Genomic DNA, 14,568 nt, shown 5'->3' with positions numbered 1-14,568 from the left:
GCCCAGGCGATGGTGGAGCTGGCGTCTGGTCGAGGACTGGCATCGCGGCGCAGGCCGCTCCCACGAGCTGCGGCAGCCTGGCGGGAGCGGCCTGCGGCCGCGATCCCGCCATTCCGGCGGCGCGCCCGCCCGCCGCGGCGGCTGAACCGCGCCCCGCTGCCACACGCCTGTGCCAGACTTGCCGCATGCAAACCCGGCCGGGCGCGTGTATCATGGCCCGTTTCAACTTCCATCTCTTTATCCGTAAAGAAGGATAAATGCCGCGATGAGCAACTACCTCTTCACCTCCGAGTCGGTGTCCGAAGGCCATCCGGACAAGGTGGCCGACCAGATCTCCGACGCCGTGCTCGACGCGATCCTGGCGCAGGACCCGCGCGCCCGCGTGGCCTGCGAAACCATGGTGAAGACCGGCGTGGCGATCGTCGCCGGCGAGATCACCACCAGCGCGTGGGTCGACCTGGAGGCGCTGGTCCGCAAGGTGATCGTGGACATCGGCTACGACAGCTCCGAGGTGGGCTTCGACGGCGAAACCTGCGGCGTGCTCAACCTGATCGGCAAGCAGTCGCCGGACATCAACCAGGGCGTGGACCGCAGGAAGCCCGAGGAGCAGGGCGCCGGCGACCAGGGCCTGATGTTCGGCTACGCCACCAACGAGACGCGCGACTTCATGCCGGCGGCGATCTACTACTCGCACCGCCTGGTCGAGCAGCAGGCCAAGATCCGCAAGAAGAAGAACTCGCCGCTGCCGTGGCTGCGCCCGGACGCCAAGAGCCAGGTCACCCTGCGCTACGAGAACGGCGTGGCCACCGCCATCGACGCGGTGGTGCTGTCCACCCAGCACGACCCGGACATCCGGCAGAAGGACCTGATCGAGGCGGTGCGCGAGCACATCCTGAAGCCCGTGCTGCCCGCCAAGCTGCTGCACAAGGGCACCAAGTTCCACATCAACCCGACCGGCAAGTTCGTGATCGGCGGCCCGGTGGGCGACTGCGGCCTGACCGGCCGCAAGATCATCGTCGACACCTACGGCGGCTGGGCCCGCCACGGCGGCGGCGCGTTCTCCGGCAAGGATCCGTCCAAGGTGGACCGCTCGGCCGCCTACGCCGCGCGCTACGTGGCCAAGAACGTCGTGGCCGCCGGCCTCGCCGACCGCTGCGAGGTGCAGGTGAGCTACGCCATCGGCGTGGCCGAGCCCACCTCGATCTCGGTGACCACCTTCGGCACCGGCCGGATCCCGGACGACAAGATCGAGAAGCTGATCCGCAGGCACTTCGACCTGCGCCCGTACGGCATCATCAAGATGCTCGACCTGATCCACCCGATGTACCAGCAGACCGCCAGCTACGGCCACTTCGGCCGCAGCCCGCACGAGGTCAAGGGCGCCGACGGCACCCGCTTCACCGCGTTCTCGTGGGAGAAGACCGACAGGGCCGAGGCGCTGCGCGCGGACGCCAAGTTGAGGTAGGCGCGGTTCTGCCGCGCGACACGCGAACGGGCCGCCCTGCGCGGCCCGTTCGCGTTCCAGCGCCGCCCTGCGGGCCGCGGCGACCGCTCCGGCGCGCCCGAGCCGGGCTCACAGCCGCGCCACCACCCGCACGTCCGCGCCTCCGGTGCGCGCGGCCAGCACGCGGCCGCCGACCCGCTCGAAGGCCAGGTCCACGCGCGCGCCGGCCACCTCCAGCTCGCGCACCAGCAGGCGGTCCACGCCCACCGGCAGTTGCGGCCGGTCGATCACCACCTCGCCGCGCCAAGCATCGACGTGCAGGCCCAGGCAGGCCTGCAGCAGCATGAACACGGCGCCGGCCGCCCAGGCCTGCGGCAGGCAGGCCACCGGATAGGCGATGGGCGGCTCGCCCGGCGCGCGCAGGAAGCCGCAATACAGCTCCGGCAGGCGCATGCCGAAGTGCACCGCCGCCTCGAAGGTCTCCGCGAGCAGGCGCACCGCCTCGGCGCGCGCGCCGTAGCGCGCCATGCCGGCCGCGCACAGCGCCACGTCGTGCGGCCACACCGAGCCGTTGTGGTAGGACATCGGGTTGAAGCGCGGCTGGTCGCCGGCCAGGGTGCGCACGCCCCAGCCGCCGTCGAAGGCGCGCGAGCGCAGCTGCTCGATCACCCGCCGCGCGCGCGCCGCCTCGGGCAGGCCGGCGTACAGCAGGTGCCCGGCGTTGGAGGCGCGCACGCGGCACGGCGCGCCGCGGCCGTCGCGCGCCAGCACGTAGTAGCCCAGCGCCTCGTCCCACAGCCGCCGCTCCACCGCCGCGCGCAGCGCCTGCGCGCGCGCGCGCCAGCGCGCGGCGGCCGCCGCCTCGCCGCGCCGCCCGGCCAGCGCGGCCATCGCATGCAGCGCGGCGAAGGCGTAGCCCTGCACCTCGACCAGCGCGATCGGCCCGGGCGCCTCGCCGCCGTCGGCGTGGAACACCGAGTCGGCGCTGTCCTTCCAGCCCTGGTTGACCAGCCCGCCCTGCTGCCCGCGCGCATAGGCGAGGAAGCCGTCCGGGTCGGCGTCGCAGCTGCGCTCGATCCACGCGGTGGCGGCCAGCAGCGCCGGCCACAGCTCATCGACGAAGGCGTCGTCCGCGGTGCGCTCGGCATAGGCGCCCGCCAGCATCACGAACAGCGGCGTGGTGTCGATGCCGCCGTAGTACAGCCCGAACGGCAGCTCGCCCATCGCCGCCATCTCGCCCTTGCGCGTCTCGTGCATGATCTTGCCCGGCGCCGAGTCGCGGAAGGCGGAGGTCTCGTGCGCCTGGTGCCGCGCCAGGAAGGCCAGCACGCCGCGCGCCAGCGCCGGGTCCAGCCACAGCGTCTGCAACGCGGTGACGATGGCGTCGCGCCCGAACGGCGTGGAGAACCACGGGATGCCGGCGTACGGGTACGGCCCGGTCGGCAGTTTGCTCACCAGCAGCGCGATGTCGGCGCGCGAGCGCTCCAGCCAGGCGTTGAACAGCCGGCCGCTGCTGCGCAGGCGCGCGCCGGAGCGGCGCCGGCGGCGCATCGCGCGCAGCGCCTGCGCGGCGGCGTGGCGGAAGCGCGCGCGACCCGGCCGCGCCGGCTCGGCACCCACCTCCAGGTACAGCTCGCGGCGGCCATGCGCGGGCAGCTGCAGCGCGAACACCGCCCGCTCCGGCGCCAGCGTCTGCGGCGCCTCGGAGAAGACCACGGCGCTGTCGCGCAGCAGGCCGTCCAGCCCCTCGTAGCGCAGCAGCATGCCGCCGTCGACCGCCGCCGGCGCATGCATGCGGCCACGTTCGGCGCGGTGCGCGCCGCGCACCTCGAACATGTCGCGGAAGTCGGCGGCAAAGCCGACCTCCAGCCGCAGCTGCGCCGGCGCCTCGCCGTAGTTGACGCAGGCGATGCGCTCGAACAGCCGTGCCTGCCACAGGAAGCGGGTGCGCTCCAGGTGGATCACGTCGCCGCCGGCGCTGGCGCCCAGCGGGGTCAGCGGGCGATGGGTGAGATGCGCGGTGAAGAACACGTTGTCGCGCCCGACCGCGGCGCTGAGCAGCACCGGCGCCTCGCCGTCCAGGCGCAGCACCAAGCGCGACAGCACGCGGGTGCCGTCGCGGTACAGCCCGTCGGCGGCGCCGGCGATGTCGCCGGCCGCGTCGCACACCTGGAAGCTGTCGCCGTCCTTGAGCGCATGGCGCGCGTGGCCGGCGGCCGTGGCCGGCGCCGTCGCGGCGGTGTCCTCGGCGGGAAGTCCGTAGGCCATGGCGGCGCTCAGGCGGTGCGTGCCAGCGTCGGCGCGCCGGCGTCGCCGGGCGCGCCGAGGCGGCGGTACAGCGCCAGGTAGCGCTCGGCCATCGCGGTGGCGGAGAAGCGCCGCTCGAACACCCGGCGGATGGCGGCGCGGTCCAGCTCGTGCAGGCGCGCCACCGCCGCCGCGGCCTCCTCCTCCGAGCACACCACGAAGCCGGTCACGCCGTGCTCGACCACCTCGCGCACCGAGCCGCAGTCCCAGGCGATCACCGGCGTGCCGCAGGCCATCGCCTCGATCATCACCAGGCCGAACGGCTCGGGCCAGTCGATCGGGAACAGCAGCGCGCGGGCATGGCCCAGGAAGTCCTGCTTGCGCGCATCGCCGATCTCGCCGACGAACTGCGCGCCCGCGCCCGCGGCGTCGAGCAGCGGGCGGATCGTCCCGTGGAAGTAGTCGCGGTCGGCGGCGTCCACCTTGGCCGCCAGCTTCAGCGGCACGCCGGCGCGGCGCGCGATGGCGATCGCGCGGTCGGGCCGCTTCTCCGGCGAGATGCGGCCGAGGAAGGCCAGGTAGTCGCCCGCCGGCGCGGCGGGCGGGCGGTACAGCGCGGCCGGCAGGCCGTGCGGCACGGTGCCGACCCAGTGCGCGAAGCGCAGCGGCCTGCGCTGCTGCTCGGAGATCGACACCAGCGGGAACTGCGGCCAGCGCCGGTAGGCCTCGGGCAGGTCCTTGAGGTCCAGCCGCCCGTGCAGCGTGGTCAGCGTGCGCGCGGCGATGTCCTGGAAGAAGGGGAAGTGCAGCAGGTCGACGTGGAAGTGCAGCACGTCGAACTCGCCGGCGCGGCGGCGCACCTCCTGCAGCATGGACAGGTGCGCGGCCAGGTCCGACTTCAGCGGCGCCGGGTCGAGCCGGATCGCCTGGTCGCGCACCGGCGCCAGGCGCGCGCGGGTGCCGGCATCGGCGGCGGCGAACAGGGTCACCTCGTGGCCCAGCTCCACCAGGGCATCGGACAGGTAGGCGACGATGCGTTCGGTGCCGCCGTACAGGCGCGGCGGCACGGCTTCGTACAGGGGCGCGATCTGCGCGATTCGCATGGGATGGTTTCCTCCGCGGCGGTCCGCGGGCGCGCCGGCGCCGCGGACGCATGCGTTGTCGTTCGGGGCAAAGAAGCGCCGGCGGCGCTGTCGTCCGCCGCCGGCGGCGCGGCGCCGTCCCTGGCGCCAGGAGAGCGTCCGCAGGGATCGCCGTGCGGGGGGCGCGGCGATCAGGCAGCCCGGGCGATCGGGATGCGCACCGTCTCGGTCTGCGCCTGCGGCGTCTTGGGCAGCGTCACGCTGAGGACGCCGTTGCGGAACTCGGCCTTGGCCTTGTCCGGCTCGATCTCCACGTCGAGCGGGATGCGGCGCTCGAAGCGGCCGTAGTAGCGCTCGCTCAGCCGCTGGTTGCGGTTCTTGTCCTCGCGCTCGGCGCGGCGCTCGCCGCGCAGGATCACGGCGTGGTCGGCGAACAGCACCTCGACGTCCTTCTCGCTCATGCCGGGCAGCTCGGCGGTCAGCACGAATTCCTTGTCGCCCTCGTCCAGCTGCACCTGCGGCCAGCCGGCGCCGATGCCGGCATCGAGCCGGCCCATCGGCATGTCGAACTGGCGCCAGAGGTCGTCGAACAGGCGGTTCACCTCGCGGTGCAGGGCGAGGAAGGGATCGCGCGTCTCCCTCGGCATCAACGCGCTGGAAGAGCGCTCGCGGTTCCAGGGGATCAACTGGCTGATGCTCATCGGTATCACCTCGCAGAACTCACATGCGCGCAGCCGCCGCGGGGTCGCGGCGCGCGGGCGGGCCGGCACGAGGGCAAGGATGCGGATGCGCCGGAGTCACCGGCAGTCGGGCGCATGGCCCGCGGACGAACCGCATCCGCCGCTCGATACGGAACGCCTCGCGCCGTCGCGGGGAACCGCCCCGCGGCGCTGGCGACGCCCCTAATGGGGAACGCACGCGCCGCGTTCAAGCCGGTCGCACGCGCCGCATTCAGAGCGCGTTCATGCCGCCGCCGCGGGCGGGCCGGCGGCGCCGTCCCGGTACAATGCCCCGATGTCCCTGATCCAGCTCCAGCGCGTCGACTTCAGCGTCGGCGGCCCCCTCCTGCTCGAACGCGTCGACCTGTCGATCGAGGCCGGCGAGCGCGTGTGCATCGTCGGCCGCAACGGCGAGGGCAAGTCCACCCTGCTCGGGCTGATCGCCGGCGAGCTGAAGCCCGACGACGGCGAGCGGCGCGCGCAGGACGGCGTGGTGGTCGCCCGCATGGCGCAGGAGGTGCCGCAGGACACGCGCGGCAGCGTGTTCGACGTGGTCGCCGCGGGGCTGGGCGACCTCGGCCGCCTGCTGGCGCGCTACCACCACCTGCTGCACGAGGGCGACCTGGACGCGCTCGGCGCGGTGCAGGCGCAGATCGAGGCGCGCCACGGCTGGGACATCGACCGCCGCGTGGGCGACGTGCTGGCGCGCCTGGAGCTGCCGGGCGACCTCGACTTCGCCGCGCTCTCCGGCGGCATGAAGCGCCGCGTGCTGCTGGCGCAGGCGCTGGTGCGCCAGCCCGACGTGCTGCTGCTGGACGAGCCGACCAACCACCTGGACATCGAGGCGATCGGCTGGCTGGAGGGCTTCCTCAAGTCCTTCGCCGGCAGCCTGGTGTTCGTCACCCACGACCGCGCCTTCCTGCGCGCGCTGGCCACCCGCATCGTCGAGATCGACCGCGGCCGCCTCACCAGCTGGCCCGGCGACTACGACAACTACCTGCGCCGGCGCGAGGAGCGCCTGCACGCCGAGGCGCAGGCCAACGCGCTGTTCGACAAACGCCTGGCGCAGGAGGAGGCGTGGATCCGCCAGGGCATCAAGGCCCGCCGCACGCGCAACGAGGGCCGCGTGCGCGCGCTCAAGGCGATGCGCCGCGAGCGCGCCGAGCGACGCGAGCTGGCCGGCAACGCGCGGATCACCCTGGCCGCGGCGCAGGCCTCCGGCCGCAAGGTGATCGAGGCCAGCCGCGTGCGCCAGTCCTACGGCGGCCGCGTGCTGGTCGACGACCTCTCCACCACCGTCCTGCGCGGCGACCGCGTGGGCATCGTCGGCCCCAACGGCGCGGGCAAGAGCACGCTGCTGAAGATCCTGCTCGGCGAGCTGAAGCCCGAGCGCGGTGAGGTGACGCTGGGCACGGGCCTGCAGGTGGCCTACTTCGACCAGCACCGCAGCCGGCTCGACGACCGCCTCAGCGCGCTGGACAACGTGGCCGAGGGCCGCGAGTACATCGAGCTCGACGGCCAGCGCAAGCACATCCTGGGCTACCTGCAGGACTTCCTGTTCACGCCCGCGCGCGCCCGCGCGCCGATCACGCGGCTGTCCGGCGGCGAGCGCAACCGCCTGCTGCTGGCCAAGCTGTTCGCGCAGCCGTCCAACCTGCTGGTGATGGACGAGCCCACCAACGACCTCGACGTGGAGACGCTGGAGCTGCTGGAGGAGCTGCTGGCCGGCTACCCCGGCACCCTGCTGCTGGTCTCGCACGACCGCGACTTCCTCGACAGCGTGGTGACCAGCACGCTGGTGCTGGAGGGCGACGGCAGGGTGGGCGAGTACGTGGGCGGCTACAGCGACTGGCTGCGGCAGCGCCCGGCCGGCGACCGCCGCCCCGGCGAGGGGCGGAACCCGCCCGCCGCGGCCGCCGCCGAGGCCCCGGCCGTGCCGCCGCCGGACGCCGGCGCGCGCGCAGGCGACGGCCCGAAGCGCAAGCTGAGCTACAGGGACCAGCGCGAGCTGGAACGGTTGCCCGCGCGCATCGAGCAGCTGGAGGCGGAGATCGCCGCGCGCGGCGAGGCGATGAACGACCCGGCCTTCTTCCAGCAGGGCGGCGCGGCCATCGCCGCGGCGAACGCCGAGCTGGCGAAGCTGCAGGCCGAGCTCGACGCCGCCTACGCGCGCTGGGCGGAACTGGACGGCTGAACGCCGCCGCGGGCGGCCGCTCCGGCGGGGCAACGCTGCGCCGCGCGCGGGCCGAAGCGGAGCGCGCGGCGGCACGGGATCGGCCGGACGCCGGAGGCAAAGAAATGCCGGACGGCCTGCACCGCCCGGCATCGCCGGCGACCCGGCGAAGGATCAGCGCAGGATCGCCGCCGGGTCCTGCCTGGCCTTCAGCGCCGCGCACAGCAGCGTGGACTCGGTGGTCTGCGCCAGGCCGCGCTCGGCGCCGGCGACGTCCTTCGCGCGGGTCTTGAAGAACGCCTGCAGACGTTCCGCCTCGGCCTGCGAGCAGCCACCGCCGCCCATCATCGCCGGCAGGCGGCCGCCGGCGAAGCTGCCGGTACGGGCGAGGATCCTGTCGTAGTTGGCCACCGACCAGTTCCACACCGCGTCGCGCTGCGCCTGGGTGTCGCGGCCGCCGCGCAGCAGCGCGGCCATCTCGCCCACCTTCACCTGCTTGTCGAGCGCGAAGTTGCGCACCTGCTCGGCCAGCGCCGGGTCGTCGGCCTCGGACAGGCCGGCGAGGATGGCGTTGCGCAGCGCCGGGTCGCTGGTCTTGGGCAGCTCGGCGATCAGCGCGTCCACCGCGCCCTTGCCGCGCTCCTGCACGGCCACGCCCAGCGCGGCGCCGAGCAGGTCCGGATCGGCGGCGGCGAAGTCGAGGCGGCCGTCCTTCGCCTTCAGCGCCGCGTCGCCCTGCTTGAGCAGTTCGGCGCGCACTTCCGGCAGCTTGTAGTCCAGGCCGAGCAGCTCGGCCAGCGTGCTGCGCATCAGCGAGTCGCCGTCGGCCTCGCCGGCCTTGCGGCGGTAGCCGAGGGCCCGCAGCTCGGGCAGGTAGGCGTCCTTCATCCAGGCGACGATGCGCGCGCGCTGGGCGTCGGTCTGCGCTTCCTGGTGGTAGATCCAGCCGATCGTGCCGATCGGCGCGGTGGCCACCTCGCGCACCTTGGAGGCGGTGAGCGGCTTGAGCGCGGCCAGCACGTCGCCCGCGTCGAGGTCGCCGTGGCGGAAGGCGGCGCCCACCGCGTCGGCGTAGGCCAGCTGCTCGGCGTCGTCGAGCTTGCCGATCCGCCTGCCGAGCGCCGCCAGGTCCGCCTTGGCCATGCCGAAGCGGTAGTAGCCGCTGCCGTTGGCGTTGGGCAGCACCCAGCTCGACGCGGTGGCGCCTTCCAGCACCATCGTGCCCCGCGGCCTGTCCAGCAGCTCGCAGCTCACCTTGCTGCCCGACGCCACCCCGTAGCGCACGCACACCGGCACGCCCCACACGTGGTTGGCGTCGCCCTTGCTCCCCACCGGCAGGTAGCGGCTCTGGCTCAGCTCCAGCACCGTCTTGCCGCCCTGCTGCGCCAGCTTCGTCTGCACGTAGGGCACGCCCGGCTGGTCGAGGAAGCTGCGGAACGCCTGCTTGAAGTCCGCTCCCTTGTCCGCCGCCAGAGCGATCGCGTCGATCAGGTCGTCCGCCGTCGCGTTGCCGAACTTGTGCTGCTGGATGTACGCGCGCATGCCCTTCTGGAACGTGGCCTCGCCCACGTAGCCCTCGAACATGCCCAGCACCGCCGCGCCCTTCTGGTAGGTGATCCCGTCGAAGGCGGTCTCGATGTCGCCGTTGCCGGTGATCGGCTGGCGGATCTTGCGCGTGGTGACCAGGCTGTCGCCGTTCATCGCGCCCTCGGCGCCGCGCACGCGGTCGAGGTCGGCGCGGTATTCCGGGTGCACCTTCTGCGTGACCTTCTGCTGCATCCAGGTGGCGAAGGCCTCGTTGAGCCACAGGTCGTCCCACCAGGCCAGCGTCACGGTGTCGCCGGTCCACTGGTGGGCCAGCTCGTGCGCGGTGACGTTGAAGGAGCCGCGCACGTACTGCGCCGGCGAATCCGGGTCGAGCAGCAGTAGCCAGTCGCGGAAGGTGACGAAGCCGGGGTTCTCCATCGCGCCGGCGGAGAAGTCCGGCGCGGCGACCAGGTCGAGCTTGCCGAACGGGTAGCCGAAGCCGTAGTAGTCCTCCAGCGTCTTGATGATGCTGGGCGTCTCGCTCAGCACGTGCTGCATGCGGTGGCCCTCGCCGCGCGCGGCGATGCCGCGCAGCTCGATCGGCTCCTTGCGGTACGCGCCGGCCGGGATGGTCGGGCCGGGCTGCACGTCCCACGGGCCGACGCCGAAGGCGACCAGGTAGGTCGGCAGCGGCGGCGTCCGCGCGAAGGTGAGCGTCTTCCAGCCGTCGCCGGCGGGGGTTTCCCTGACCTGCGGGGTGTTGGCCGCGCCGACCTCGTCCTTCGGGATGGTCAGGCTGATGTCGTAGGGCGTCTTGAAGCCGGGCTCGTCGAAGCCGGGGAAGGCGTAGCGCGCGCTGATCGGCTCCATCTGCGTCATCGCGTAGGGCTGGCCCTTGTGGCTGACCTTGTACAGGCCCTGCAGCTGCAGGTTGAGCGGCGCGCTGTAGTCGATCGCCAGGGTGATCTCCTGCGGCTCGAGCGTGCTGCCGAAGTCGATGCGCGCCACGCCCTCCTTGGGCGCCGCGTCCACGTACTTGCCGGCGTGCCGCTTGCCGGCGGCGTCGGTGACGACCACCTTGGCGACCTTCAGGTCGTGCCCGTGCAGCCACACGTGGTCGGAAGCCTGGGTGAGCTTCACCTTGATCGTGGTGGTGCCGGAGAAGTCCTGCTGCCGCGGGTCCACCTTGAAGGCGAGCTGGTAGTGCTCGGGGATCGCCCAGCGCGGCAGCTTGCCGTGCGGCACCTCGTCGGCGTGGGCGGCGAGCGCGGCGCCGCAGCAGGCGGCCAGCGCGGTGAGCAGCAGGGGACGGGCTAGGCCTCGCATCGGGGAACTCCCTGGGACAACGGAAACGGGCCTGCAAGCTAGGCTCCGGCATGACTTGCGGCACAGTGCCAGAAGGCATGGCGGGGCCCGTCGCCGCCCGGCGGCGCGGCGCGGGAGCGGGCCGCCCGCGCGGTCGATGCGGTGCACGACGGCGGAGGCGCGGATGCCGGGGATTGTTCCGGCCGATGGCAGCCACCACAATCATAGACGGCAACTATGGAAGCCGAAGACGCCCCATGAACCTGCGCGACCTGCACTACCTCGTCTCGCTGGCCGAGCACCGCCACTTCGGCCGCGCCGCCGAGGCGAGCTTCGTCAGCCAGCCCACCCTGTCCACCCAGATCAAGAAGCTGGAGGACGAGCTGGGCGTGGCACTGGTCGAGCGCACGCCGCGCAAGGTGCTGCTCACCGAGACCGGCCGCGAGATCGCCCGCCGCGCCAAGGGCGTGCTGGCCGAGATCGAGGAGATCAAGGCGATCGCGCAGCGCACGCGCGACCCGGAGGCGGGCAAGCTCAGGCTGGGCATCTTCCCCACGCTCGGGCCCTACCTGCTGCCGCACCTGGTGCCGCTGGTGCGCCGGCGCTTCCCGCGGCTGGAGCTGCTGCTCACCGAGGAGAAGACCGAGCAGGTGGTGAAGATGCTGCGCGAGGGCGCGCTGGACGCGGGCATCCTGGCGCTGCCGCTGCACGAGGACAGCCTGCACGCCGAGTTCCTGTTCGAGGAGCCGTTCGTGCTGGCGGTGCCCGAGCGCCACCCGCTGGCGCAGCACAAGGGCCGCCTGAAGCTGAGCGACCTGGAGGACGAGAACCTGCTGCTGCTGGAGGACGGCCACTGCCTGCGCGACCAGGCGCTGGAGGTGTGCCAGCTGGCCGGCGCCGGCGAGAAGGCCGGCTTCCGCGCCACCAGCCTGGAGACGCTGCGGCAGATGGTGGCCGCCGACGTGGGCATCACCCTGCTGCCGACGCTGGCGATCAAGCCGCCGGTGCCGCGCACCGGCAACGTGCAGCTGCTGGAATTCGCCGGCCACCCGCCGAGCCGGCGGATCGCGCTGGTGTGGCGCAAGAGCTCCTCGATGGGCCCGTTCCTGCAGCGCTTCGCCGAGATGATCCGCGGCATGCCCGCCGAGCTGCTGCGCCCGGCCACCCAGCCGGCCCCGCCGAAGGCGCGGGCCCGCGCATGACGCCAGCCGCGGAACGCCGCTGATGCGCCGGCTCGCGCTCGTCGCGCTGGCGCTGCTGGTGCTGTGGGGCGCCGCCTCGGCGTGGAAGCACCGCGCGGTGACGCCGCCGCCCGGCGTGCTGGCGCCGGACGACCCCGAGCAGGTGGACCTGGACGACGGCGCCGTCCTGCGGCGCGGCGACGTCACGCTGCGCACGCGCGCGCACTTCGCGCTCACCGCGCGCGTGCTCGCGCGCGAGGACTACCACGACGCCGGCGCCTTCCTCGCCCCGCTCGACCTGGCGCTGGGCTGGGGCCGCATGTCCGACAGCGCGGTGCTGGCGCGCATCGAGGTCAGCCAGTCCGGCCGCTTCTACTGGTGGCACGCGGACGACTTCCCGATCCCGCGCCGCGAGATCGAGACGCACAGCGCCAACATGCACCTGATCCCGGCCGACGGGCAGGTGCGCGACGCGCTGGAGCGCGTGCGCCGCGGCCAGCTGGTGCACCTGGAGGGCTTCCTGGTCGACGCCAGCCGCGCCGACGGCTGGCAGTGGCACAGCTCGCTCAGCCGCGAGGACACCGGCAACGGCGCCTGCGAGCTGGTGTACGTGGAACGCGCGGAGACCGCGACGCCCTGAGGACCCGTTCACGCGCGCCCGGTCCGCGACGGCTCGGCATGGCGGGGAGCGAGGTCGAGGCATCGCGGCCGCAGGCCGCTTCCACAAAGGCTTGCGAGGCTCCCTGGGGGAGCGGCCTCCGGCCGCGGTCGACCTGACGCGAGACCGCCAAGGCCCCGATGCCAGGCCCGCCCAGGCCGCCCCCGGCGCCGGGTGGGCGAGCGCCGCTCAGTAGCGCACCAGCGCGTGCAGCGGCGGGCCATCGCCCCAGCGCGCACGGCCGCCCAGCGCGCCCAGCTCGATCACCACCGCGGCGCCGGCCAGCTCGCCGCCCAGCCGCGCCACCAGCTCGCGCGCGGCGGCGAGGGTGCCGCCGGTGGCCAGCACGTCGTCCGCGACCAGCGTGCGCTCGCCGGGGCGCAGCGCGTCGTCGCGCGCCTGCAGGCGGTCGGTGCCGTACTCCAGCCGGTAGTCCACCTCCACCAGCGGCGGCGGCAGCTTGCCCGGCTTGCGCAGCGGCACGAAGCCGGCGTCGAGCTTCTGCGCCAGCGCGGCGCCGAAGATGAAGCCGCGCGACTCGATCCCGCACACCGCCCGCACGCCCTGCCCCAGCCACGGCTCGGCCAGCAGGTCGATGCAGCGGGCGAACGCGCCGGCGTCGGCCAGCAGCGGGGTGATGTCGCGGAACAGCACGCCGGGCCGGGGGAAGTCGGGCACGGCGCGGATCAGGCGGGCCAGGTCGTTCATGCGGTTCCAGAGGTGGCGGCCGGCGCCGCGCGCCGGCGGGAGGAGATTCAGGACGCCGGCTGCCCGGCCAGGCCGCAGGCCGGCTCCGCAGCCGCCTCGCGCGCCTGGGCCAGCCGCGCGGCGATCTCGCGCACCACCGCCTGCGCCGCCGGCACGGCCGCCGCCGGCACCTGCACCGCCACGAAGTCGCGCGCGGGCAGCTGGCCGACCCCGCCGGTGAGGTATTCGCCGGCGACGAAGGCGGGGATCTCGGCGCGCTCGAGCGCATCCTTCACCAGGTGCGCGTCGATCAGGGTCTCGGCCAGGTAGACGGTACGCATGGCCCGCACGCTAGCCCCGCGCCGGCCGCGAGGCAAGCGCGGCGGCGAACGGCTGGCGCGGCCGCCGCCGCGGCCTTATCGTCCGCCCTGCCGAGCTGCGACGACGACTCATGGGGGAGCATGGCCGTCCGCGAACACGACAAATGCCTGGGCTTCGTGCGCCTGGTCCACCGCCTGCGCACGCTGGGCCTGGCGCTGGCCGCGCTGCCGGTGGCCAGCGTGCTGTGGCAGCAGCGCGCGCCGGGCTGGCTGTGGGCGCTGCTCGCGCTGAACGGCTACGCCTGGCCGCACCTGGCCTGGCTGATCTCCACGCGCAGTAGGCAGCCGAACCGCACCGAGCAGCGCAACCTGCTGCTCGACGCGGCGTCCGCCGGCGCATGGGTGGCGCTGATGCGCTTCAACCTGCTGCCCAGCGCGCTGCTGCTGTCCATGCTGGCGATGGACCGGGTCGGCGCCGGCGGCTGGCGCCTGTTCGGCCTGTCGCTGCTGCTGGAGGCCGTCGCCTGCGTGGCGGTGGGCGGGCTGCTCGGCTTCCCGGTGCAATGGCACAGCGACACGCTCAACGTGTTCGCCTGCCTGCCGATGCTGATGCTCTACCCGGTCTGGGTGAGCACGGTGAACCACGCGCTGAGCCAGCGCGTGCGCGAACAGAACCGCCTGCTCGACCGCCTCAACCGCACCGACAGCCTCACCGGCCTGCCCAACCGCACGCACTGGCTGGAAGCCGCCGCGCTGGAGCTGCGCCGCTACCAGCGCAACCAGCGCCCGGCCGCGCTGATCCTGCTGGACGTGGACAACTTCAAGCAGGTCAACGACAGCCGCGGCCACGCCGCCGGCGACGCCGTGCTGTGCGAGCTGGCGCGCCTGCTGGAGGACAACCTGCGCGAGGTCGACACGCCCGGCCGCCTCGGCGGCGACGAGTTCGGCGTGGTGCTGCCGGAAACCGGGCTGGCGCAGGCGCTGGCGGTGGCCGAGCGGATCCGCTGCCGTGCCGGCCGCCCCGCGGACGATCCCGGCGGCGCGCAGGCCTGGACGCTGAGCCTGGGCGTGGCCGGGCTCGACGCGGGCACCGCCGACCTGGGCGCCTGGATGCACCAGGCCGACGAGGCGCTGTACCGCGCCAAGCTGCAGGGCCGCAACCGCGTGGGCCTGCCGCGCCGCCCGCACGCCGCGGGCGGCGGCTGAACGCCGCGCCGCGCGCCGG

Annotated in this window: 11 protein-coding genes; 5 read left to right on the top strand and 6 right to left on the bottom strand. The window is 73.8% G+C overall.

The annotated features are described in order from the left end of the window. The first annotated feature begins 265 nt into the window (after positions 1-265). Positions 266-1,465: a methionine adenosyltransferase gene (gene metK / locus C7456_RS07665; protein ID WP_109723164.1), complete on the top strand. Its 1,200-nt coding sequence runs from the start codon at positions 266-268 to the stop codon at positions 1,463-1,465. 108 nt (positions 1,466-1,573) lie between these two features. On the opposite strand, the gene C7456_RS07660 is transcribed toward metK, so the two are convergent. From C7456_RS07660 to C7456_RS07650, 3 genes are all read right to left on the bottom strand, one after another. Next, on the bottom strand, positions 1,574-3,712 hold the full coding sequence (locus tag C7456_RS07660; RefSeq protein WP_109723163.1) for an amylo-alpha-1,6-glucosidase: 2,139 nt from the start codon (positions 3,710-3,712) through the stop codon (positions 1,574-1,576). An 8-nt stretch (positions 3,713-3,720) separates the two neighbouring features. Beyond that, the gene (locus tag C7456_RS07655; protein WP_109723162.1) at positions 3,721-4,794 is read right to left on the bottom strand and encodes a glycosyltransferase family 4 protein; all 1,074 of its coding nucleotides are present in this window, start codon (positions 4,792-4,794) and stop codon (positions 3,721-3,723) included. Positions 4,795-4,964: 170 nt separating this feature from the next. Next, complete coding sequence (locus C7456_RS07650; RefSeq protein ID WP_109723161.1) at positions 4,965-5,474, bottom strand: Hsp20/alpha crystallin family protein; 510 nt, start codon at positions 5,472-5,474, stop codon at positions 4,965-4,967. Positions 5,475-5,787: 313 nt separating this feature from the next. On the opposite strand from C7456_RS07650, the gene C7456_RS07645 reads away from it, so the two are divergent. Beyond that, entirely contained in the window at positions 5,788-7,686 is a 1,899-nt protein-coding gene (locus C7456_RS07645) for an ATP-binding cassette domain-containing protein (protein ID WP_109723160.1), read from the top strand. Between the two features lie 153 nt (positions 7,687-7,839). On the opposite strand, the gene C7456_RS07640 is transcribed toward C7456_RS07645, so the two are convergent. Further along, complete coding sequence (locus C7456_RS07640) at positions 7,840-10,518, bottom strand: M1 family metallopeptidase (protein WP_109723159.1); 2,679 nt, start codon at positions 10,516-10,518, stop codon at positions 7,840-7,842. Between the two features lie 236 nt (positions 10,519-10,754). On the opposite strand from C7456_RS07640, the gene oxyR reads away from it, so the two are divergent. Then, positions 10,755-11,699 (top strand): DNA-binding transcriptional regulator OxyR, encoded by a 945-nt coding sequence (gene oxyR / locus C7456_RS07635; RefSeq protein WP_109723158.1) that lies wholly within the window; start codon positions 10,755-10,757, stop codon positions 11,697-11,699. Between the two features lie 22 nt (positions 11,700-11,721). Further along, positions 11,722-12,318: a hypothetical protein gene (locus tag C7456_RS07630; protein WP_109723157.1), complete on the top strand. Its 597-nt coding sequence runs from the start codon at positions 11,722-11,724 to the stop codon at positions 12,316-12,318. Between the two features lie 207 nt (positions 12,319-12,525). Here the strand turns inward: C7456_RS07630 and C7456_RS07625 are convergent, their stop codons facing one another. Together C7456_RS07625 and C7456_RS07620 are read right to left on the bottom strand one after the other, a co-directional pair. After that, positions 12,526-13,044 (bottom strand): adenine phosphoribosyltransferase, encoded by a 519-nt coding sequence (locus C7456_RS07625; RefSeq protein WP_109723156.1) that lies wholly within the window; start codon positions 13,042-13,044, stop codon positions 12,526-12,528. A gap of 47 nt (positions 13,045-13,091) precedes the next feature. Next, positions 13,092-13,364 (bottom strand): putative signal transducing protein, encoded by a 273-nt coding sequence (locus C7456_RS07620; protein ID WP_109723155.1) that lies wholly within the window; start codon positions 13,362-13,364, stop codon positions 13,092-13,094. A gap of 120 nt (positions 13,365-13,484) precedes the next feature. Here C7456_RS07620 and C7456_RS07615 point away from each other — a divergent pair, with 120 nt between their 5' ends. Beyond that, on the top strand, positions 13,485-14,549 hold the full coding sequence (locus tag C7456_RS07615) for a diguanylate cyclase (protein WP_109723154.1): 1,065 nt from the start codon (positions 13,485-13,487) through the stop codon (positions 14,547-14,549). The last annotated feature ends 19 nt before the right edge of the window (positions 14,550-14,568 follow it).

Source organism: Fulvimonas soli, from assembly GCF_003148905.1.
GTDB lineage: Bacteria > Pseudomonadota > Gammaproteobacteria > Xanthomonadales > Rhodanobacteraceae > Fulvimonas > Fulvimonas soli.
Note: the sequence above shows the minus strand (reverse complement) of the source record. Positions and strands in the feature narration are given on the sequence as shown.

Bases quoted from the DNA above. Each gene is read 5' to 3' on its own strand.
- C7456_RS07645 (WP_109723160.1), top strand. From the start codon at position 5,788: ATGTCCCTGATCCAGCTCCAGCGCGTCGACTTCAGCGTCGGCGGCCCC.
- C7456_RS07655 (WP_109723162.1), bottom strand. From the start codon at position 4,794: ATGCGAATCGCGCAGATCGCGCCCCTGTACGAAGCCGTGCCGCCGCGC.
- C7456_RS07660 (WP_109723163.1), bottom strand. From the start codon at position 3,712: ATGGCCTACGGACTTCCCGCCGAGGACACCGCCGCGACGGCGCCGGCC.
- C7456_RS07650 (WP_109723161.1), bottom strand. From the start codon at position 5,474: ATGAGCATCAGCCAGTTGATCCCCTGGAACCGCGAGCGCTCTTCCAGC.
- oxyR (WP_109723158.1), top strand. From the start codon at position 10,755: ATGAACCTGCGCGACCTGCACTACCTCGTCTCGCTGGCCGAGCACCGC.
- C7456_RS07625 (WP_109723156.1), bottom strand. From the start codon at position 13,044: ATGAACGACCTGGCCCGCCTGATCCGCGCCGTGCCCGACTTCCCCCGG.
- metK (WP_109723164.1), top strand. From the start codon at position 266: ATGAGCAACTACCTCTTCACCTCCGAGTCGGTGTCCGAAGGCCATCCG.
- C7456_RS07620 (WP_109723155.1), bottom strand. From the start codon at position 13,364: ATGCGTACCGTCTACCTGGCCGAGACCCTGATCGACGCGCACCTGGTG.
- C7456_RS07630 (WP_109723157.1), top strand. From the start codon at position 11,722: ATGCGCCGGCTCGCGCTCGTCGCGCTGGCGCTGCTGGTGCTGTGGGGC.
- C7456_RS07615 (WP_109723154.1), top strand. From the start codon at position 13,485: ATGGCCGTCCGCGAACACGACAAATGCCTGGGCTTCGTGCGCCTGGTC.
- C7456_RS07640 (WP_109723159.1), bottom strand. From the start codon at position 10,518: ATGCGAGGCCTAGCCCGTCCCCTGCTGCTCACCGCGCTGGCCGCCTGC.